The organism is Paenarthrobacter sp. MSM-2-10-13 (assembly GCF_011605365.1).
In the GTDB taxonomy this organism is placed as follows: Bacteria; Actinomycetota; Actinomycetes; order Actinomycetales; family Micrococcaceae; genus Arthrobacter.
On sequence record NZ_JAAOXO010000015.1, the window covers coordinates 92,921 to 112,370 of the forward strand.

At 63.0% G+C, this 19,450-nt stretch carries 18 protein-coding genes and 1 pseudogene; 10 read left to right on the forward strand and 9 right to left on the reverse strand.

Annotation, left to right across the window (positions count from 1 at the left end):
- Positions 1 to 17 precede the first annotated feature (17 nt).
- The 6 genes from HAV21_RS20805 to HAV21_RS20830 all read left to right on the forward strand — a co-directional run bounded on the left by HAV21_RS20805 (position 18) and on the right by HAV21_RS20830 (position 4,974).
- Entirely contained in the window at positions 18 to 692 is a 675-nt protein-coding gene (locus HAV21_RS20805) for a metalloregulator ArsR/SmtB family transcription factor (RefSeq protein ID WP_071416466.1), read from the forward strand.
- A gap of 136 nt (positions 693 to 828) precedes the next feature.
- Positions 829 to 1,251 (forward strand): arsenate reductase ArsC, encoded by a 423-nt coding sequence (locus tag HAV21_RS20810; RefSeq protein ID WP_079941747.1) that lies wholly within the window; start codon positions 829 to 831, stop codon positions 1,249 to 1,251.
- 32 nt (positions 1,252 to 1,283) lie between these two features.
- On the forward strand, positions 1,284 to 2,285 hold the full coding sequence (trxB, locus tag HAV21_RS20815) for a thioredoxin-disulfide reductase (protein ID WP_079941746.1): 1,002 nt from the start codon (positions 1,284 to 1,286) through the stop codon (positions 2,283 to 2,285).
- A gap of 180 nt (positions 2,286 to 2,465) precedes the next feature.
- Positions 2,466 to 3,848 (forward strand): FAD-dependent oxidoreductase, encoded by a 1,383-nt coding sequence (locus HAV21_RS20820; RefSeq protein WP_079941745.1) that lies wholly within the window; start codon positions 2,466 to 2,468, stop codon positions 3,846 to 3,848.
- A 53-nt stretch (positions 3,849 to 3,901) separates the two neighbouring features.
- Complete coding sequence (locus tag HAV21_RS20825; protein ID WP_071416470.1) at positions 3,902 to 4,558, forward strand: arsenate reductase ArsC; 657 nt, start codon at positions 3,902 to 3,904, stop codon at positions 4,556 to 4,558.
- Positions 4,558 to 4,974 (forward strand): low molecular weight phosphatase family protein, encoded by a 417-nt coding sequence (locus tag HAV21_RS20830; RefSeq protein ID WP_071416471.1) that lies wholly within the window; start codon positions 4,558 to 4,560, stop codon positions 4,972 to 4,974. The genes HAV21_RS20825 and HAV21_RS20830 overlap by 1 nt, the downstream gene beginning before the upstream one ends.
- Positions 4,975 to 5,289: 315 nt before the next feature.
- On the opposite strand, the gene HAV21_RS20835 is transcribed toward HAV21_RS20830, so the two are convergent.
- Positions 5,290 to 6,813 carry a SulP family inorganic anion transporter gene (locus HAV21_RS20835; RefSeq protein ID WP_071416472.1) on the reverse strand — a complete coding sequence of 508 codons (1,524 nt, stop codon included), beginning with the start codon at positions 6,811 to 6,813 and terminating at the stop codon, positions 5,290 to 5,292.
- 178 nt (positions 6,814 to 6,991) lie between these two features.
- Between HAV21_RS20835 and HAV21_RS20840 the strand changes: the two genes are divergently transcribed.
- A complete protein-coding gene (locus HAV21_RS20840; RefSeq protein WP_071416473.1) occupies positions 6,992 to 7,372 on the forward strand; it encodes a MerR family transcriptional regulator in 381 nt (126 codons plus the stop codon).
- A 270-nt stretch (positions 7,373 to 7,642) separates the two neighbouring features.
- On the opposite strand, the gene HAV21_RS20845 is transcribed toward HAV21_RS20840, so the two are convergent.
- From HAV21_RS20845 to HAV21_RS20865, 5 genes are all read right to left on the reverse strand, one after another.
- Complete coding sequence (locus HAV21_RS20845) at positions 7,643 to 8,044, reverse strand: hypothetical protein (protein WP_071416474.1); 402 nt, start codon at positions 8,042 to 8,044, stop codon at positions 7,643 to 7,645.
- Positions 8,041 to 10,086 (reverse strand): hypothetical protein, encoded by a 2,046-nt coding sequence (locus HAV21_RS20850; RefSeq protein ID WP_079941738.1) that lies wholly within the window; start codon positions 10,084 to 10,086, stop codon positions 8,041 to 8,043. The genes HAV21_RS20845 and HAV21_RS20850 overlap by 4 nt, the downstream gene beginning before the upstream one ends.
- Entirely contained in the window at positions 10,083 to 11,708 is a 1,626-nt protein-coding gene (locus HAV21_RS20855) for a hypothetical protein (RefSeq protein ID WP_079941737.1), read from the reverse strand. The genes HAV21_RS20850 and HAV21_RS20855 overlap by 4 nt, the downstream gene beginning before the upstream one ends.
- A 104-nt stretch (positions 11,709 to 11,812) precedes the next feature.
- Positions 11,813 to 13,240 carry a site-specific integrase gene (locus HAV21_RS20860; RefSeq protein WP_197521583.1) on the reverse strand — a complete coding sequence of 476 codons (1,428 nt, stop codon included), beginning with the start codon at positions 13,238 to 13,240 and terminating at the stop codon, positions 11,813 to 11,815.
- Between the two features lie 143 nt (positions 13,241 to 13,383).
- The gene (locus tag HAV21_RS20865; protein WP_166842999.1) at positions 13,384 to 13,854 is read right to left on the reverse strand and encodes a hypothetical protein; all 471 of its coding nucleotides are present in this window, start codon (positions 13,852 to 13,854) and stop codon (positions 13,384 to 13,386) included.
- Between the two features lie 98 nt (positions 13,855 to 13,952).
- Here HAV21_RS20865 and HAV21_RS20870 point away from each other — a divergent pair, with 98 nt between their 5' ends.
- Entirely contained in the window at positions 13,953 to 15,059 is a 1,107-nt protein-coding gene (locus HAV21_RS20870) for a site-specific integrase (RefSeq protein WP_279539031.1), read from the forward strand.
- A complete protein-coding gene (locus tag HAV21_RS20875) occupies positions 15,056 to 17,551 on the forward strand; it encodes a tyrosine-type recombinase/integrase (RefSeq protein ID WP_166843001.1) in 2,496 nt (831 codons plus the stop codon). The genes HAV21_RS20870 and HAV21_RS20875 overlap by 4 nt, the downstream gene beginning before the upstream one ends.
- 11 nt (positions 17,552 to 17,562) lie before the next feature.
- Here HAV21_RS20875 and HAV21_RS20880 read toward each other — a convergent pair whose 3' ends face one another.
- Positions 17,563 to 18,078: a DUF2269 domain-containing protein gene (locus tag HAV21_RS20880; RefSeq protein WP_166843002.1), complete on the reverse strand. Its 516-nt coding sequence runs from the start codon at positions 18,076 to 18,078 to the stop codon at positions 17,563 to 17,565.
- A gap of 7 nt (positions 18,079 to 18,085) precedes the next feature.
- Entirely contained in the window at positions 18,086 to 18,343 is a 258-nt protein-coding gene (locus tag HAV21_RS20885; protein ID WP_166843003.1) for a hypothetical protein, read from the reverse strand.
- 105 nt (positions 18,344 to 18,448) lie between these two features.
- On the opposite strand from HAV21_RS20885, the gene HAV21_RS20890 reads away from it, so the two are divergent.
- Entirely contained in the window at positions 18,449 to 19,033 is a 585-nt protein-coding gene (locus tag HAV21_RS20890) for a TetR/AcrR family transcriptional regulator (RefSeq protein ID WP_166843004.1), read from the forward strand.
- Between the two features lie 2 nt (positions 19,034 to 19,035).
- Here the strand turns inward: HAV21_RS20890 and HAV21_RS20895 are convergent.
- Positions 19,036 to 19,446 (reverse strand): annotated as a pseudogene (locus HAV21_RS20895) (four-helix bundle copper-binding protein).
- Positions 19,447 to 19,450 lie beyond the last annotated feature (4 nt).

Below are 19,450 nucleotides of genomic sequence, written 5' to 3' on the forward strand. Positions count from 1 at the left end.
CAGTCATGATTGAATCAATGAATACTGAACAAATCTCCCGGCTTCAGCCCAGGGTCGCCAAGTATGCGGCCCTGGCCGACCCCGCACGGTTACGCATCGTGGACCTTCTGACCCTGGGGGACCTGTCACCCAAGGAACTGCAGTCGGAATTGGGAATGCCCGCAAACCTGCTGTCACACCACCTGCGCACCTTGGAGGATGCCGGGCTGGCTGTACGGCGGCGCTCGGAAGCCGACAAGCGGCGCAGCTATGTCCGATTGGCCCCCTCGGCACTGGAGGGCTTGGCCCCTGGTCGGGAACACGATGCCCGCCGGATTCTATTTGTTTGTACCCGCAACAGCGCCAGGTCCCAGCTGGCAGCTGCGCTGTGGCGACAGGTAAGCGACATCCCGTCAACGTCGGCCGGAACCCACCCCGCCGACCGCGTAGCCCAGGGGGCTCTTGACGTAGCGCTCCGCAATGGCCTCGACCTCAGCAGCTCGTCGCCCCGCCTGATCGACCAAGTGGCACACAGTGAAGACCTCGTGGTCACCGTCTGTGACAACGCCCACGAAGAACTCCCGGGACTTCGCGGCATCCACTGGTCAGTGCCGGATCCACTGCGTCTCAACAGCGCGGAAGCGTTCGAGGATGCATTTGCCGACATTTCACTCCGCGTCCACGACCTGGCGCCCCGCCTGCGGGCAGCCTAGCCCCAAGTTTTTCGAATATTGACAACCGTCAATATATAGGTCGATACTCAAAGCATCGATGAATCTCAATATCCTTCATCTCGGCATTGGTCGGCCTCTATCCCAACCAGAGCAATCAATTGATCCAGGAGACTCCATGAGCACCGAAACCACCAAGAAGCCTTCCGTCCTGTTCGTATGCGTCCACAACGCCGGGCGTTCCCAGATGGCTGCAGCGTTCTTGACCACCCTTGGCAAGGGTGAGATCGAGGTTCGTTCCGCCGGTTCGCAGCCCGCTGACAAGGTCAACCCCGCCGCCGTCGAGGCCATGGCCGAGCTCGGCATCGACATGTCCGCCGAGATCCCCAAGGTTCTTACCACCGAGGCCGTGAAGGAATCCGACGTCGTGATCACTATGGGCTGCGGCGACGAATGCCCGTACTTCCCCGGCAAGCGCTACGAAGACTGGGTCCTTGAAGACCCTGCCGGCCAGGGCGTCGAGGCCGTCCGCCCGATCCGCGATGAAATCAAGTCCCGCATCGAGGGCCTGATCGCCTCGTTGGTCCCGGCCGCCAAGTAACCCACCATTTTCGAGCACCAGGAGAGACTTTCGTGAGCACCGACGCCAGTACCGACGTCCACAGCGAACAGCTGATCATCATCGGCTCCGGCCCCGCCGGCTACACCGCAGCTATCTATGCTGCACGCGCAGGCCTGAATCCGCTGGTTCTGGCCGGTTCGGTCACTGCCGGCGGCGCGCTGATGAACACCACCGAAGTGGAGAACTTCCCCGGCTTCCCCGGCGGCGTTCAGGGCCCGGAATTGATGGACGGGCTCCAGGAACAGGCCGAGAAGTTCGGCGCGAAGATTGTGTTCGACGACGTCACCGAGGTCAATCTGAAGGGTCACCTCAAGCGCGTAATCACCGGTGCGGGCCAGACCCACGAAGCACCGGCGGTCATCCTCGCCACCGGCTCGGCCTACAAGGAACTCGGGCTGCCGGAAGAGAAGAAACTCAGCGGCCACGGAGTCTCCTGGTGCGCCACCTGCGACGGGTTCTTCTTCCGTGAGCAGGACATCATCGTCGTCGGCGGCGGCGACTCCGCCATGGAGGAAGCCTCCTTCCTGACCCGCTTCGCCAAGACCGTCACCGTCGTGGTCCGCAAGGACGAACTCCGTGCCTCACGAATCATGGCCCAGCGCGCCAAGGACAACCCCAAGATCAACTTCGCGTGGAACTCCGCCATCACCAAGATCCACGGCGACAGCAAAGTCACCGGCGTGACCCTGACTGACACCCGCACCGGTGAAACCCGTGAACAGGCCGCCACCGGCATCTTCGTCGCCATCGGCCACCTGCCCCGCACCGAACTGGTCACCGGACAGGTCGACCTGGACGACGAGGGCTACATCAAGGTCGACTCACCCACCACGGTCACCAACCTCCCCGGCGTTTTCGCCTGCGGAGACGCCGTCGACCACCGGTACCGCCAGGCCATCACCGCCGCGGGAACCGGCTGCGCGGCCGCATTGGATGCCGAACGGTTCCTTGCCGCCCTGGATGATGCCGACAGCATCGCCACGGCCCTGGTCGAAGAACCAACCCACGCCTAACCAATCGGACACGGGAGGGGGTGAACTGGATGGACACCGGATGCTGCACCGACACGGGCTGCTGCGACGAGGACGATCTGGACTGCTGCTGAACAGCACCGTCCCGGCCTGCCGGCCCCACAAGGACCGGCAGGCACCCTGACCGAACCGCTACACCAACGGATGAAACAAGAGGACAGCATGGATTCACTGAAGAACCTTCCCATCGCAGTGATCGGCGCAGGCCCGGTAGGACTGGCCACCGCAGCCCACCTGCTCGAACGCGGACTCGAACCGGTCATCTTCGAAGCCGGCCACACCGCCGGCGCCGCGATCGAACAATGGCGCCACATCCGGCTGTTCTCCCCATGGCGTTTCAACCTCGACGACGCCGCCGTCCGTCTACTCGAAGCCACCGGCTGGGAATCACCCCGCCCCACCGCCTTGCCCTACGGCGGCGAACTCATCGACAACTACCTCACCCCGCTGGCCGCCACCGCGCAGATTGCTTCCCGGCTCCAGACCGGTGCACGTGTCATCGCCGTGACCCGGCAAGGTATGGATAAGACCCACGTATGGGACCGAGACACCACCCCGTTCGTTGTCCGGGTCGAGCACGACGGCGGAGAAACACGGGACCAGACCGTGGCCGCCGTCATCGACGCCTCCGGCACCTGGTCCACCCGCAACCCGCTCGGCACCTCTGGCCTGCCCGCCATCGGCGAGACCACGGCCAATGACCGGATCTCATCGCCCCTGCCCGACGTTGTTGGCCGCGACCGCGTCGCTTTCGCCAGCCGCCGCGCCCTCGTCGTCGGGGCCGGTCACTCTGCAGCGAACACCCTGATCAATCTCGCCGACCTGGCCAAGGAAGAACCCGGCACCCGCATCCTCTGGGCTGTCCGTGGCGCGTCCGCGGAGAAGGTCTACGGCGGTGGGGACGCTGACGGGCTCCCGGCGCGTGGCCAGCTCGGCTCCCGCCTCCGTCGCTTGGTCGAAGCCGGGACCATCGAGCTGCACACCGGTTTCGGGATCGCTGCCCTGAAAAACCTCGACTCCCACGTGAGCGTCGAAGCCGTCGATGGACGAACCATCGAGGCTGACGTCATCGTCCCTTGCACCGGCTTCCGCCCGGACCTGGAGATCCTGCGGGAACTGCGCCTGGACCTGGACCCTGCCGTTGAAGCGCCCACCGAACTCGGCCCGTTGATCGACCCTGAATTCCACTCCTGCGGCACCGTCCCAGCGCACGGCGCGAAGGTTCTGGCCCACCCCGAAAAAGACTTCTACATCGTCGGAATGAAGTCCTACGGCCGGGCACCGACCTTCCTGCTCGCTACCGGCTACGAGCAAGTCCGTTCCGTCGCCGCAGCCCTCGCCGGTGACCAGCAGGCCGCGGACACCGTCCACCTCGAACTGCCCGAAACCGGCGTTTGCTCCAGCGACGCCGGCACCAGCTGCGACGTCCCCGCAGCAGCCACCACACAAGAGCCCGAGGACCAGGGTGGTTGCTGCGCTGCACCGGAACCGGCGTTCGTCGGCTTCCCGACCGGGCTCGCACACGGCCGCTCCGGCGAAAACTAACCACTCATCGCGACAGTCATCATCGAGCCGGACCCACCTCAAGGAGTACTGCCATGACCGACCACCAGGAACCAACGCTGGGACTGCGGGACAACACCGAAGTCCTGCACCGTATCAGCAACCGCCTCGCCGACCGCTACGCCGGAACCTTCGCCGCCGAAACCGTCGAACGCTACGTCTTCGAGTCCTACACCGCCCTGGCCAGGACTGCCAAGATCAGCGCCTACCTGCCCGCCACCACCGAGCACTTTGCCAACGACAGGCTCCATGCACTGGCAAAATCCAAGGGCGCCATCGTCTCCGACGTGGCCGAAGTGTTGTTCGTCTGCGTGCAGAACGCCGGCCGGTCGCAAATGGCCGCGGCGCTGCTCAACGTCGAAGCCAAAGGCAGGATCCGGGTCCGCTCGGCCGGGTCCCTGCCTGCATCCGAACTGGACCAGACGGTCGTCACCGTGATGTCAGAAATGGGTTTGGACCTGGGCAAGGAATACCCCAAACCACTCACCGATGATGTCGTTAGGGCTTCCGACGTCGTCATCACCATGGGCTGCGGTGACTCCTGCCCGATCTACCCCGGCAAACGCTACGAAGACTGGGACCTCACCGACCCCGCAGGCCAGTCCCTGGAAACCGTCCGAGACATCCGCGACCAGATCCACGACCGGGTCAAGGATCTGGTCGCCTCCCTCACGAAAGAAGCAGCACTCTAATGGCAACCGAACACCCCGCGGTCCTCTTCGTCTGCAGCAAGAACGGCGGCAAATCGCAACTCGCCGCCGGGCTCATGCGCGACCTCGCCGGTGACAGCATCACCGTCTACTCCGCAGGCACCAAACCAGCAGAGTCCTTGAACGGCCAAGCCGTGGACTCGCTGACGGAATTGGGCATCGACGTCACCGGGGAATACCCCAAACCGGTCACCGACGAGGTCCTAAACGCCGTGGAAACTGTCATCGTCCTCGGAACCGAAGCCAAGCTCGACCCGCCGGCCGGCAAGCGATTCGAAATCTGGGAAACCGATGAACCCTCAGAACGCGGGATCGAAGGCATGGAACGCATGCGCCTCGTCAGGGACGACATCAAAACTCGCGTCCAAGCCCTCTACAGAGTCCTCACGACAAACTAACCCGTAAGGACTCCATCCCAGGTACCGCGAAACCGATCCTCACAAAGCAATGGTGGCCTCTTCCGCGTTAGTGGAAAGGGGCCACAGTCATTCCCCCCGGGGCCACAAATACTTGACGCAGCCACTGCTGGGAGGCCTTCCAGCTTCAGTGCAGTAGCAAACGGCCCCGATGCCGACGCCGCGTGTGGATATTCCGGGATGGTCAACAGCTCTGGGTCCGTAACTCCATCATCCGCCTATGTCTTCTGTTGTGCTCTGGGCCGGGGACATGTGCCGGGCAGCCGGCGCTGGCGGCAAGCCAGCGCCGACCAGTGGTCAGTGTCCTGCGCCGAGCTTCCCGCCAAGGCGTTCCTGCATCAGCAGGCTGGCATCGTTGAGGCCGATGATCTTCACGTCCGTGCCGTGCGCGTGGTACTTCTCCGTAATGGCATCCAGCGCAGCAATGGTGGAGGCATCCCACAGATGGGAGGCATGCATGTCGATCACCACATGCGCCGGATCGTGTGCATATTCGAACTGCGTATAGAGATCGTTGGAAGAGGCGAAGAACAGTTCACCGTCCACCACGTACGTTGCGGTTTCCCGGCCGTCCACGGCCTTGACAGTCCGCTCAACGGTGACGAAGTGCGCCACCCGGCGGGCGAACATCACCATGGCAACCAGCACGCCTACGCCTACGCCGATGGCGAGGTTGTGGGTGGCGACGGTGACGACGACGGTGGCGAGCATCACGGTGGTTTCGCTCTTCGGCATCATCTTCAGGGTTCCGGGACGGATGCTGTGCCAGTCAAACGTGGCCACGGATACGAAGATCATCACGGCCACCAGCGCTGCCATCGGGATCACTGAGACGACGTCGCCAAGGACCACCACCAGAATGAGCAGGAAGATTCCGGCCAGGAAGGTGGAGATCCGGGTGCGGGCACCGGAAGCCTTGACGTTGATCATGGTCTGGCCGATCATTGCGCAGCCGCCCATGCCACCGGTGAATCCGGTGACGATGTTCGCCACACCCTGGCCCCATGCTTCGCGGGTCTTGTTGGAGCGGGTGTCTGTGACGTCGTCTACCAGCTTGGCGGTCATCAGGGATTCCAGCAGGCCAACGAAGGCCATGGCCAGGGCGAACGGGAAGAGAACCTGGAAGGTCTCGAACGTGAACGGAACATTGGGGATGAACAGCATCGGCAGCGATTCAGGCAGCTCGCCCTTGTCCCCTACAGTCGGGACCGCCACGGATGCGAAGACGGTGATGAGCGTCAGGACCACGATTGCCACCAGCGGGGCCGGGACGGCTTTGGTGAGTTTGGGCAGGCCAAAGACGATGGCCAGGCCAAGAATAACCAGCGGGTACACCAGCCAAGGAACGCCCAGCAGTTCAGGGACCTGGGACATAAAGATCAGGATGGCCAGGGCGTTGACGAAGCCCACCATGACCGAGCGCGGGATGAACCGCATGAGCTTGGCAACACCCGAAAGGCCCAGAATGATCTGGAAAACACCGGCCAGAACGACGGCGGCAATAAAGTAGTCCACACCGTGGGACTTCACGAGCGGGGCAATGACCAGGGCGATGGCTCCGGTTGCTGCCGAAATCATGGCAGGACGGCCACCGACGAACGCAATGGTCACGGCCATGGTGAACGAGGCGAAGAGTCCCAGGCGTGGATCAACACCGGCGATAATCGAGAAGGCGATGGCCTCAGGGATCAGCGCCAACGCCACGACCAGGCCGGCGAGGACTTCAGTCTTGAGCCGACGCGGTGACATCAGGGTGCTTCGCACGGATTGCAGTTGCTCAGGGGTGTACGCCGGAGGATGTTCGGCTTTTGTGGCGGCCATTGCTGGCTCCGTTCATGGTTGAGAAGGCGGGCTTCTGAGGCCTTCGTTTGCTAATGATCAGGGGACGCCGCACTGCGTCAGGGAGGTGGGGAACCAGGTCGGAAGGTCTCATCCCACGTCCCAAACTCTACCCTAACGTGATGGTAGAGTTTAAGCGAAACCGAGAACGGAGGCCCTGATGACGACCAAGGCCAGTAGCACCAACACCATGCACATCGGCGAACTGGCAGAGCGGACAGGCCTGTCCCTGCGCACCATCAGGCACTACGACGATGTCGGGTTGCTGCCTGCAACAGGGCGCACCGAGGGCGGGTTCAGAGTGTTCTCCTCAGCGGATCTGGAACGCCTGATGGTCATCAAGCAGATGAAGCCCTTGGGCTTCACTCTCGAGGAAATGGCGGAAATTCTTGAGCTACTGGACTCGCCCGACGGGACATCCACCACAGGGTCCGCCAGACTGGCGACGTTCCTGGACAGCGCGCTTCACCAGCGCAGCAAGATCGCCCGAAACCTGGCCCAGGCAGACGAATTCATCCAAAGACTCAGCTGCCGGAGCTAACTAATCGTGCGTGTCGGGTTTTGAATGACTCCTCTTCCCGGCACGCACCCACGCTGGCAGCATGGGCCACAGGGGCGGGGGAATATCAGCTTCCATTCAGAGGCGGAAGCCCGCTTGTTGAGTTCTCAGTCGAGTCATTGAGCGCCAGCACGACACGCAACCCAATTGTCCGGTCGCTACACTCCAAGACTTCCCCATGTGCAAAGCAGGATCCAACTTCTGAACTACCGGGCCAACGGAGGTAAGGCTCCTGATTTCGGACGCTCTTTCTCAACTCGTTCTGATGGCGTGGACGATCCCTCCAGACTCTGCCAGCCGCCGTCGGAGTTCTTCATTCTGGAGCTGTGCAAGGTGAAGGGTCCCAACGAGGGTTTCATTGTCTGCTTTGAGTTGCCGGATCAATTTTTTATCGTCCTCCCGCAAGCGTTTCAGTCTGGCGGTCTCCCGCCGTAGGCGCCGTTCGCTGTCTGGTGTCCCGCCGTTCGCTCGAACCTTCTCGTAGAAGAGGTTCTTGAGGTCGAGGTGCCGTTGGGTGAGTGCGTTTCGCGGTACGTCTGCCTCTGTGGCGAGGGCCACGATGGTCAGGGCCCCGTTGGACTTTTCCGGTCTACCGGAAATAATTCGTGCCATGGCCGCCTGGATGCGGGAGCGTTCGTCGTGCGCGGGGCTCATCTGGTCTCCTCGAAAATGATACGGGAACGCTCGTGCTGCTCGGCTTCCTGACGAAGCCGCTGGGCCCGGGCTTCCATCCGGTGTCCGAGGGGCTCGGGTACCATCTGGACCTGCTTCTCCAGGGATTCGGCCTCTTGGCGCATCAGGTATGCATGATCATCGGTTCGTGCGATGTTCGCGCAGGAGGGGACACAGCGGTCCAGGCGCGGTGCTTCGCGTTCGGTGATCCTGTTGCAGAGTGCGCGGTCTGGTTTGTAGACGCACATGAGCATCGCGGACGGATTATCGTAGACGGTCAGCGATGGGTTTTCCAGAAGGGCGCGGGCCTGCCTCGCGTTGACAATCGCGCCAACGAATTCGGGGGCCTGCCTGGCGGCGTTAATGGCTCTGCGTGCCGCCGGGCCCGAGATGCCTGTGCCGTTCGTGAGATCTTCGTTGAGCGAGGCGAGGGTGTCGGCAGCGGCGAGAGCCGTTTCCAGGTCGAGCAGGTCGTGCATTCCGTTCCGGCTCCGGGACGCGTAGCCGGCACTCATGGCGGTGCGCATGTGGCCATACTGGACGGCGAGTGCGACGAGCCCGCCGGGGCGTCTGGCGATGTGCCATGCCAGCGTCCGGCGGAACCGCGAGACCCCGATCGAGCCATACCTGTCCTCAGGGATCATCTCGTGAGGCCGGTCCAAGGTCCTGGCCATGGTCGAAGTCCATGCGATGAACTTCTCGACGCGCAGATTCATGGTGTCCGGCGGCAGGCCGCCGAACAGATACTCGTCGGGGTTGATCCTCTCTACTGTTCGGATTGCCCGGACCACCGGTTGGATGGCCACCCATGGAACGTCGCGGATGGTTCCCTGCGGTACGTGGTTCCCGTCGTCGTTGACGGCTGTCTTGTAAACGCGTCCGTGGATCAGGTAGCGCCCTGATTCCGGCTCCGGGCAGCAGCCCCTTTCGAGTCCTTGGATTTCACGCGGCCTCATTCCCGTCAGGTATGACACCACGATGTAGGCCGCGGTCGTCAGGTGGGTCTTGAGTGTGCCCACTTCGGAGTAATCGATGAATTCCTTCCAGGGACGGCCATCGATCGTGCCGGAAAGCTCGGTGAGAACCGGAGCAGGACCATCGGCGGACAGGAGCCGTTCCCGCCAGCGCCCTGTGATTACCTGGTGGTGGACCTGGTGTATCGCCGCACCCGTTACGTAGGCGATGTATGTTGCGGCGAGTCCGCTCCTGTTCCCGGCTGCCAGGCTCGGCAGCGCTGTGCCGGCGGCGATGAAGCGCCCTAGGTAGTCCTCTAGCATGGCCCGGCCTTCTGGCGTGGCGCGGTTCTGCTTGCTTCTGGCGAGCATCTCTTCCTTCCGTTGGACAGCGGTGAGGATGTCTTCGGCGAAGTCGTCGACAACGCGTAAGGCCCAGGTCAGCAGTGGGCCCATAGTTTCGGGAGTGATTGGCTCCGTCGAGTTCTCTCCCATGGAAGACCCGGCAGGGAGGAAATCATCGGCACCTTCGGTCAGCCATGGTGGTTCGCAGAGGCCGACAGGGAAGGGGTTCGAGGAGTCCAGTGCCCAGAGCCGTGTCAGGGCGGCGAGGACTTTCTGGACGGGGTTGCGCGACATTGCCCGGTCCATTGCGAGGTGGAGGGCGTAGGCCTTCAAGTCTGCCGGAGTGCAGTCGCGGAGGGATGAGCTTCCCCTCTCTTCCAGCCATTGGCAGAATGCCCTCCATGCGGCCACGGTGGGATACACGTGTCGGGGTGACACGGTGGTCCGCCACCGGGGGTGTCTGCCGATCAGGAAGGTGGCGGGCAGCGAAGTGTTGATCAGCAGCCATGTCAGGTGCCGCAGTTCCTCCCGGAAAGCCGCGGGCACAGTCTTCCAGTGGATCGTCGTGCGCGATACGCCAGGACCGTGCGCCAATGCGTTCAGGCTCCAGGACAGGTCCCCGTATCGGGGGACCGGGCCGGTGAAGCCTTCGGAGACCAGACCGGGCAGGATGGCGTGGGCATGAGGTGCCGGGCGCGAAGCGGCCTCTTCGATTGCTAGGGTCACAGGTCGTACTGTCCTTCCAAAAGGCTGCTAATGGTTGCTCTGTCGGTGGAGGTCACGCTGGCCAGGGCGTTCGCCCAGACCTGGTCACCGAGCCTGCGTCTGAGGTCCTCGAGACGCGTGAACGGGTTGCCCCAGTCCGGTGCCCAGATCTCTTCGCCCAGGACAGAACGCAGGCTGGCCAGCGAGCGGTGCAGGTATGCCAGGCGGGGATGGTGCATCGGGTGTATCCGCGCGTTCGGGCAAGCCGTGCACATCAGAAACGAGGCCCGACATCCCATTCCTTGGGGACTAAATGGACTGCTCTTGTAATCGCAGCAGGCGACGGTGGGGGTCTCCTGGGAATCCGGGCGGACCGTGTCGGCAAGCTGAGCGCGCAGGACGGTGTGCTGTGCCTGGGCGAGTGCGCTCTCGGCGCCCTCGGCGATGATCGGGACGTATGCCTGCTGCACCTGGGGCTCGGGGAGGACGTAGACCGCGTCGTGGGTGTCCTGGCTGTTCTGGCCGGGCTCCCTGCGGTGCAGCACATTGACCGTCTTCCGCAGTCTTTGCAAGGGAGCGCCTGTTAGGCCGGTTTCCCGGAACCAGGAGTCTGCCGCGTTCTTCGTCAGGCCGATCCCGAATGGTGTCACGGGGGACGCGTTCCTAGGCCCCGGCAGGGAATTCCGCCAGATGAGCAGGAAGTCCAGGGTGCTGTCGGCGGCAGTAACAAAAGCCCGCGCGTGAGAAGTCGCTTCCAGAGCCTTCGAGATCAGCCGCCCCGGAGTGTCGGCGCCGGTGTCCGGGACATTCCGGGTCTCGAAGTGGCGGCCGGCTCCCCGCCGCCGCTTCTCCAGCTCCAGCCGGTAGATGGGGAATCCGTCCGATCCGCCGTGCTGCAAGGCCCGCGGCGTGCGCATTTCCGACACCACGGTCGCGTTGAGTCCGAACTCCATCACGAGCAGTACGGCCAGCGCATACACTTCGGACCGGCTCAGGAAGAGCCGCATCCATGTGTACTGCGGGGCCTCTCCGCCGAGGACGGCGACGTAACGGTGAATAGTACGTTTGGTCCCGCTTTCGCGAAGCTTATAGGGGACATATCCGGTGCGGGCGAGTGAGTCAAGGGCCTCTCCAATGATCCAGTCGCGGCTTTGCTGCTCGAAGGATCCCTCACGCCATCGCCGTAGATGTTCTGTGTTGGCCCAGATCCTCAGGTGGGCGGAGCGGAACATCTTCCGGGCTGCAGCCCGCACTTCCTCGAATTCGTCCGGGGCCAACGCCCTTCCCGTGGACGTGACCAGGGGAAGTCGCTTGGCCATCGCGGACCTCGTCGCCTCGCTCAGCTCGTCGTGTCTCCTGAGGAAGCCACCCAGTGCAATCACCTGTGAGTAGCCGTAGATGCCTTCCGGCCGGCGCATCCGCCACCTGTTCCACAACGCCGGTGTGATGTCGACGAGGCGCTGGGGCGGATTGTCCTGTTCGGCGCAAAAGCGCCCGAATGCGGCAAGGCGGAACCACATGGCTTTACTTGACGGGAGCGAGTCCCACCCACCGCCCGGAGCGCATTTCTCGGCGAACCACCGGGCAAAGGCACGCTGCAGCTCCGGGCCCACCGGGATTTCGTCGAAGTTGAACGCGCCCACCCGTCCCTTCCTGTCACGGTGCTCGACCTTCAGCCCATCATGGGGCCGAGGGACCGGCCGGTGGTGGGGTTCCAGCGGCAGGGCAGCACGCTGCCCGCGGCCGCTCACAGGACAGTCTCGTCGTCAACCAGGTCCTGGATCGCGCCCGTTTCGGCTGCGAGCCTGGCGAGAATCCAGGAGACATCGTCGGCCGCCCCGCCCTCCGGGACCCCCGAACCAGGCGCAGGCGAGGAGATCAGCGAGTGGAGCTGAAGGTCGGAGACCGGGGCCAGATAGATCCGGCGAGTGGTTTCGACGTCCGCGTGACCGAGAAGGTCCTGGACCATCCGCCAAGGATCCCCGTAGAGGAGGCGGAAGTCGCGGCGCTCCTTCGGTGTCAGGCCGAGCCGGACATCCATCGCGTGGTGGAGCGCGACCAGCATGTAGAGCGCGAAGGAATGCCGGCACATGTGCGGGGTGCAGAACGGAGCATCACCCATTTCTCCCGACAGGGTCTTCTCGCACCGTTCCGTGGCGGTCCGGAACACGCCCTCCCAGGATGTCGGCTGAAACGGCAGACCGGACTCGTTGAGCCACAGCCACAGGGGTTCAGGCCCCTCGGGTCCTTCAGTGAAAAGAAGTGCCCGCTCTTCGACACTTGCCCGGGCCAGGGCCGTCTCACCGAGCATTCCGTCGCGATCACGCCAGTGGAGGACCTTCATCCGGCGCCCGGAAACCGACGTCACCAGACGCATCCGCGGCAGAACGTCATACCGGCCCTGCCGCTGGGCACGGCGGATCACCCTCGCCCGGCCCGCATCGCAGTAAGCCTCGATCTCGCCCACCACCGGTGCTGCCATATAGAAAGTGCGGGCACGCTTTGACTTCGTCACCACCGGCGCCAGCCGGCCCGAGTAGTACCGTCGGTGTCCTACCTCGGGCTGCGGGACCTCGACGGTGAGAAGCGAAGCGGCCTCAGTCAGCCGCAAACCCGACGAGAACAACAGATTGGCGAAAGCCGAATTCCGATCTTCCATACGCCCGCCCCACGCCGCGCCCGGCCCACCATCCGCGGAGAACCCGCGCAAGCCCACATCCACCCAATGCCGGAACATCCGCGGCGTCAGCCAGCGCACATCACTGGACCTCGCATCCTTCGCCCGGGCGGCAGGCACCTCCACCGCCTGCCCGTGCCGCCCGATCGCCTCCCGCGTTTCAATCGGGCTCGCGGACACATATCCCTGCTTGACCGCCCACGAGTACAAGCGGCCCAAAGCCGCGAGGCCCCGATTCCAACGGGCACCACCGACCCGCCGCGGGTTGCTCAGCGACCTAGTGCGCCAGTCCTCGAAATCCCACAGGTCATCGGGGCCTGCCTCATCCCAGTTCTTGTCTCGACGCCACAGGAAGTCGAAGAAGATGCAATAGTCCGTCGCATAGTTCCGCTTCGTCTCCTGCTCCAGCCGGGCGAACGATGAACGGACCAGGAAACTGGCCAACCGTCCATCGACCTGGCAGTCCGGCGACAGCAGGATCGGCGTCCCAGGACGCACACCCGCCCGCTCCTCGTCCTCCGCCAGGCCACCCCAACCGCCCAAGACCGGCAATCGCTTCGACTCGACAGACCGCCCCGCCGGCACCCAAAAAATACGCCATTCTCGCACCACTCACACCCCTCTTGAACCGCATCAACACGCTAATTCAACAGGGAATTGACCACCAGCCCTTCCACCCCCGTGGCGGGTAGGTCCTTCAACCAGGTCTTGGCCACTTCCATGTCCGTGGTGGTGGGGGAGAGGTTCAGCGGTGCGGTCCAGTCCCGGGCCAGTTCCTCGAGCAGCTCCCGGCGGCCCGTGAACGGGACGCGCCGGATGTCCTGCCCGGCAACAGCCAGCACATCAAAGGCCGCGAACGATGCCGGCAGATCACGCACCATTGCCGGCAGAGCCGCCCTGGAACTGACCATGCGCCGCTGCAGCGCCTCGAAGTCCAGCCGGTCCCCGTTCCAGATGACCGCCTCGCCGTCCAGGACTACACCGGGCGGGACCTGGGCCCGTACAGCTGCGCATAGCTCAGGAAAGAGCCTGGAAAGTTCTTTGCTTTGCCGGCTCCACAGGGTCACGCCTTCGGAATCACTCAGAACTATCGTCCGGCATGTTAACTGCACTTTGAGTTGGTCTGCTGGTCATCGTCGGAGTGAAGGATTGGGGCATGGAGCAGCTGGGGCGGGTCGTGGAATCGAAGCAAGGTCTTCCGTACAGATTGATGTTCCCGGATTCAGAGCACTTGGCTGCGTCGTCATTTCTCCGGGACCTGTCGGCCTCTGATTGTTCTCCGGCGACTTTGCGCAGTTATGCCTACGATCTCCTGCGGTGGTTCCGGTTTCTTCATGGCAGGTCAACGCCATGGGAGAAGGCGGAAAGGTTAGATGTCAGGGCGCTGGTGGAGCACATGCAGGTAGCTCCGACGGCTAATTCCCTTCGCAAAGGATTGAACGAGCCTGGAACTCTGAACGTGATCACGCGTAAGCGGGGCTCAGGCACAGCGTTCTCGGCGAACTCCATCAATCATCAGCTCACTGTGCTCTCAAGTTTTTACGACTTCGCCATGGAGATGGATCTGGGACCCTTGGTGAACCCAGTACCTCGGCAGCGGCTAGCTGGAGGCCGACCGTATGCCCACCACGACCCGATGAAGCCGTTCACCCGATCCCGACGTGGAACATACCGGCAACGTGTGCCTCGTCCGGCGTGGCGTGGCATTCCTGACGACTCTGTCGCGACTATCTTTGCCGGCTTGAAGCACCACCGCGATCGCGCCTTGCTGTCCTTCTGGCTGAGCAGTGGCGTCCGCGCAGAGGAGCTACTCGGCCTCAGACACGGTGACTATGACTTTGGGGAGCACACGTTCATAGTGACGAGCAAGGGAACCAGGAACCGTGACACCGTCCCAGCCAGCGCGGATGCCTTCGTCTGGCTCGCCCTGTACATGCGGGAAGGCCAACCAGCTTCACCAGGTGACCCGGTCTGGTGGACCCTTGCCCCAAAAAACCGCCGACCCCTCACCTACGGCGCGGCCCGCCGCATGTTCACCCGCGCTCAACATGCTCTGGGCTCGAACTGGACCCTGCACGATCTGCGGCACACAGCGGCCGAACGAATGATCGCGGATCCGGCATTCACACTAGTCGACGTCCAAACGGTACTCCGGCACGCTCACGTAACCACCACTACCATCTATACACAGCCACGGATGGAAGACGTGCTGCAGAAAGTCCTGGAGCACTACGCCAGACCCCGACCTCCAGCGCCCACTATCGAGCCGGAGTACGACGGTGCAGCGACCCGTGAACTGCTCGGACTTGGCGAATGATCACTACCGAGAACTCAACGGACCCGAGATCGCCAGCGGGAATCGCAGCGGCCGAGACCTACCGGAGGGGTAGAGAACTTCGTCTTGCCGCCGATAGTGCACTCACTACCGTTAACAGGGCCTGGCCGCGCCAAGCGTTCGACGGTGGGCAGCCTGCACCTGGTGGCCAGGACGAGCAGTTTGTGCGTCTGCAGGATTTGGGAGTGGAGGAAGCCATCGAATGGGCCCGCCAATCGAATCTTGCCTATGGCTTGGCACCAGCGAGCTCAAGACGACGGGTCGCTGCCGTCGAGCATGTCCTCCGGTGGCTGAATGGCTTTCCAGGCACTACCTGGGAAGAACGGTGGCTTGCCTCCGGCATGGATCAAGCCCCGAGGGAAGGCCTCAAAGAACTGAGCGTGCGGTTGTCGGTCGCTCAGGGCTATCTCTGTTCTGGCCTTAGTGCGCTCGTCAGGGCCCGACTCATACGTCCCTCCTATGAGTGGATGTTCTCGGCCAAAAACTGGAACCAGAATCAGGCCCGAGGTTCGTTGTCCTTTCTGGAAGTTTCCGAACCCGTCGAGACCGCACGGTTGCGCGCTCTGCCGGAGTACCAGCGCGGGCATGACCTGATCCGCCGCAACGCCGAGAACGCCATAGCCCGGATTTTGGTTCGGACCGGCAAACGAATTTCCCAGCTGACCGGCGATGACGTCCTGGCTTACTCGCACATCGCCCGTTCCAGGGGCCATGCCAAGGAACACTTGGCATGGGAATTGCTCGTTGCCTTGGGACCCCTCGCTGGGGAGCCGCCGACACTTCGCGCCGCTTGGCATGCGAGTGTCTCTTCCCGCCGCCACACCGTCAAAACTTTGGTGGAACGATATCGGATCCCGGAGTCCGGTGTCCGGAGCCTTTTGATCGACTATCTCGAAGAACTCAAACCCAACATGGACTACGGCTCACTTGAGGGGATTGCCTACCGTCTCGTGCGGCTGTTCTGGGCTGAAGTTATTGACATCAACCCTGACCAAAAAGACCTACGGCTGGCTCCGGAAGTAGCCGCCGAATGGCGTGAACGCGTCCACCGCACTCTAATAGGACGCCCCCGCAACGACACAGCATCAACCTACTTTGCCATCAGAGCCCTCTACCGGGACATCGCCGAGTGGTCCCACGATCAGCCCGAACGCTGGGCCATCTGGGTAGCACCCACACCCTTTCCCCGCACCGAATCCCGGAGCGTCTCCAAACAGCGCAAGCATGTCCAAGCCCGGATGCAGCAACGCACCCGTTCCCTCACACCTATGCTCCCCGGCTTCATGCGATCCGCTACCGCGCTCCGGGAACGAGGCACGGCTCTCCTGGCGGCGACGCTGTCCGCAAGCCACGGCGAGGTCTATTCGGTCGAGGGAGTAACGTACCGCCGACACGACCCACCCGTGGTCAAACCATCGAACACCAGAGCCCGTGTCTGGGCTGAGGTGCTCGCCGCAGATGAGGGCTGCGTCCCGCCCACGCAGGTTGGTAAGAAGACGGATGTCACTGCCGTCGAGGCCGACGGATTCTGGGGTTGGGCGGTCGCATCAACACTGAAGGAAACGGGCATACGCCTTGAAGAGCTCCAAGAACTAACCCAGCTCTCCTTGAGGCACTACGTAGCACCGACCACGAACACGATTGTGCCGTTGCTGCACATCGTCCCCTCGAAAACAGACCAGGAACGACTCGTTCCGATGTCGCCGGAGCTGGTCAAGGTGCTGGTTGACGTCCAACGGAGAGCACGAGGAATCGGCCAAACCGTACCGCTGTCCGTTCGCTATGACCCGAATGAAAAGACCTTCAGCGATCCGCTTCCTCATCTGTTCGCACGGCTGGTAGGGCCCACCCAGAACGTTCTATCCCACACCTACATCAGCCGGGTGCTGAACGCCATCGCGGCCCACGGGCACCTCACAGATGCCGGCACGCCGGTGACTTTCACGCCGCACGACTTCCGCCGGCTCTTTGCTACCGAGCTCGTTGGAACCGGCCTGCCGCTACACATCGTCTCCACGCTTCTGGGTCACCTCAACCTGGAAACAACCAGAGGGTACACGGCGGTCTTCCCCGAACACGTGATCCAGGCGCATCACGCCTTCATCGAGCGCCGCCGACAGGCCCGACCTGATTACGAGCTCCGCTCGGCATCAGCTGAAGAGTGGAAGGAATTCGAGCAGCACTTCCTGCTTCGGAAGGTCGCACTCGGTACCTGCCACCGCCCTTACGCCACGCCCTGCGTGCATGAACATGCCTGCGTGAAATGTCGATTCCTTCAGGTCGACCCTTCCCAAACGGGGCGGCTGGAGATCATGACCGAGAATGCCGAGCAGCGTCTCACTGAAGCGCGCGAACACCAGTGGCTCGGGGAAGTTAGTGCTCTTGAGGAAAGCCTCGTCCACATCCGTAGGCGCCAGGAGGAGGCAGCACGGATGAGGGACAGCACAGAGGGCCAGAAGCTCGCCTCGATGTGACCCCTATTGGATCAACGCGCTGCTGGGATGCCGGTCTTTCGTTGTCTTCTCTGCCCGTAACGGGTCATTCCGCGGGGTTTGTACACGGCAAGGATGGTGGCCAGAACCAGCACGACGAGCGCCCCGCCTGTGTGCAGCAAGGCAGAGGGCATGTGCGTGTCCGACAGGGCGGGGTCGGCAGCCATCTTCGCCAGCGGGGCAATGGTGTTGGTGTAGAGGACGAGTACAGCCGTGGCGACGAGGGTAAGGACAAGCTTCAGCAGAACCCAGTAATGCTGAAAGAGTCCCCACTTTGTCCCAAGGGCCAGGACTGTCCCGGTCAGGAGGGAACCCAGGGCCAGCGGGACAAGCAGCGACCACACTGTCGCTCCCAGACCCAGCCATAGCAGCCGTGCCAGCTCTGGCTGGTCTCCGCGCTGCGCTGCGATGTCGAGCACAACGAACACGGCAACCGAGCCGGCCCATCCCAGCGAACAAATGACGTGCAAAGTCAGCAGAAACTTCCTGATGGCGGCGCTGAGTACCATCAGCGGATCACACTGCACCAACAAAGAACCCCGGTCTGGCGGGGCGGCCTCCTGATGTTGCGCTTGTTGAACTCTCCTGAGTGCCGAGCCCGAATCCGTGCCTTCCCGGTCCGTGCTCTCCACCGCTGAGGATCATGACGGCCACGACAACCAAAAGCAGGATGCCAGTGACGATGGCAGAGACTTTCACCCAGCGCGGCGGCCCGGTGAACGTCTCCAGGTTTTTGCCCTGATCTCCTGCCGGAGGTCGTAATTCCTTGCTCATTGTGCTCTCCTGAAGCCGGGTCCCTTACGCTGCAACTACTTTACGAGACAGTATGTCTCGACAGAGTCAATCTGTCTAAGTAGCGACGGAGCGTATGATCTGTGCATGCCGAAGCTGTGGAATGAAACCATCGAAGAGCATCGAGGGGCCGTGAGGGGTGCGATTCTGGATGCGGTTGCAGGCTTGGTTTCCGACCGGGGAGTGGCTGCGGTGACGATGTCGCAAATCGCCCAGGACGCCGGTATCGGACGGGCGACGCTGTATAAGTATTTTCCTGATGTTGAGGCGGTCCTGGATGCCTGGCATGAACGTCACATCAGCTCCCACCTGCAGCAGCTCGCCCGGATCAAGGACAGCACTGCCGGGGATCCATGGCGGAAGCTCGAAGAGGTCCTGGGCGCGTACGCGTTGATTGCTCATACCGGACGCGGCAGTGACCAGGCGGTGCGGCTGCATGCCCGTCCACACCTCGGCCACGCCGAAGAACACCTCACTGCTTTCCTGGCAGATCTGCTGGCCGAGGGCGTGAAAGAGGGCGTGGTCCGGAATGATACTGCCCCTGAGGCGTTGGCGGCTTACTGCCTGCACGCCTTGGGGGCGGCAGCGGGGATGGCCCCTTCTGCTGTGGGGCGACTCGTTGAGATCACCATGACCGGGCTACGGCCCGAGGCACAGCCCCCTGGCACTTGAGACTAGGCCAGTGTGGCCAGAAGATCGGCGCAGGCGGCCTCGCAGCGCCGGCAGGCCTCCGCGCATATTTTGCAGTGTTCGTGCATGCTGGCGTGCTGCTCGCATTCTTCGGCGCAAACGGCGCAAGCAGTCCTGCAGGCTTCCAGCATTGCCCGGACAATCTCCGTGCTCGTGCCGGTTTGGCGGCTGAGGACAGCGCCCGTCGCGGCTCAGATATCGGCGCAGTCCAGGTCCGTGCGGATACAGGTGGTCAGCTCGGCGACCATGTCTTCACCAAGACAGGCATCGGCGCAGGGGCTGCATACTTGGGCGCATTCAAAGCAAGCCGCAATACATTCGGCCAGCTTCTCCCTGTCCGCGATGGTTGTTGGCTTGGGGTGGGAATCGATCATTGCGCTGATGTGGTGGGTCATCGCC

Coding starts and splice junctions, on each gene's coding strand:
- HAV21_RS20875 (WP_166843001.1), top strand. CDS start 15,056: ATGATCACTACCGAGAACTCAACGGACCCGAGATCGCCAGCGGGAATC.
- HAV21_RS20805 (WP_071416466.1), top strand. CDS start 18: ATGAATACTGAACAAATCTCCCGGCTTCAGCCCAGGGTCGCCAAGTAT.
- HAV21_RS20880 (WP_166843002.1), bottom strand. CDS start 18,078: ATGGTACTCAGCGCCGCCATCAGGAAGTTTCTGCTGACTTTGCACGTC.
- HAV21_RS20825 (WP_071416470.1), top strand. CDS start 3,902: ATGACCGACCACCAGGAACCAACGCTGGGACTGCGGGACAACACCGAA.
- HAV21_RS20830 (WP_071416471.1), top strand. CDS start 4,558: ATGGCAACCGAACACCCCGCGGTCCTCTTCGTCTGCAGCAAGAACGGC.
- HAV21_RS20845 (WP_071416474.1), bottom strand. CDS start 8,044: ATGAGCCCCGCGCACGACGAACGCTCCCGCATCCAGGCGGCCATGGCA.
- HAV21_RS20810 (WP_079941747.1), top strand. CDS start 829: ATGAGCACCGAAACCACCAAGAAGCCTTCCGTCCTGTTCGTATGCGTC.
- HAV21_RS20870 (WP_279539031.1), top strand. CDS start 13,953: ATGTTCCCGGATTCAGAGCACTTGGCTGCGTCGTCATTTCTCCGGGAC.
- HAV21_RS20820 (WP_079941745.1), top strand. CDS start 2,466: ATGGATTCACTGAAGAACCTTCCCATCGCAGTGATCGGCGCAGGCCCG.
- HAV21_RS20835 (WP_071416472.1), bottom strand. CDS start 6,813: ATGGCCGCCACAAAAGCCGAACATCCTCCGGCGTACACCCCTGAGCAA.
- HAV21_RS20840 (WP_071416473.1), top strand. CDS start 6,992: ATGACGACCAAGGCCAGTAGCACCAACACCATGCACATCGGCGAACTG.
- HAV21_RS20890 (WP_166843004.1), top strand. CDS start 18,449: ATGCCGAAGCTGTGGAATGAAACCATCGAAGAGCATCGAGGGGCCGTG.
- HAV21_RS20885 (WP_166843003.1), bottom strand. CDS start 18,343: ATGAGCAAGGAATTACGACCTCCGGCAGGAGATCAGGGCAAAAACCTG.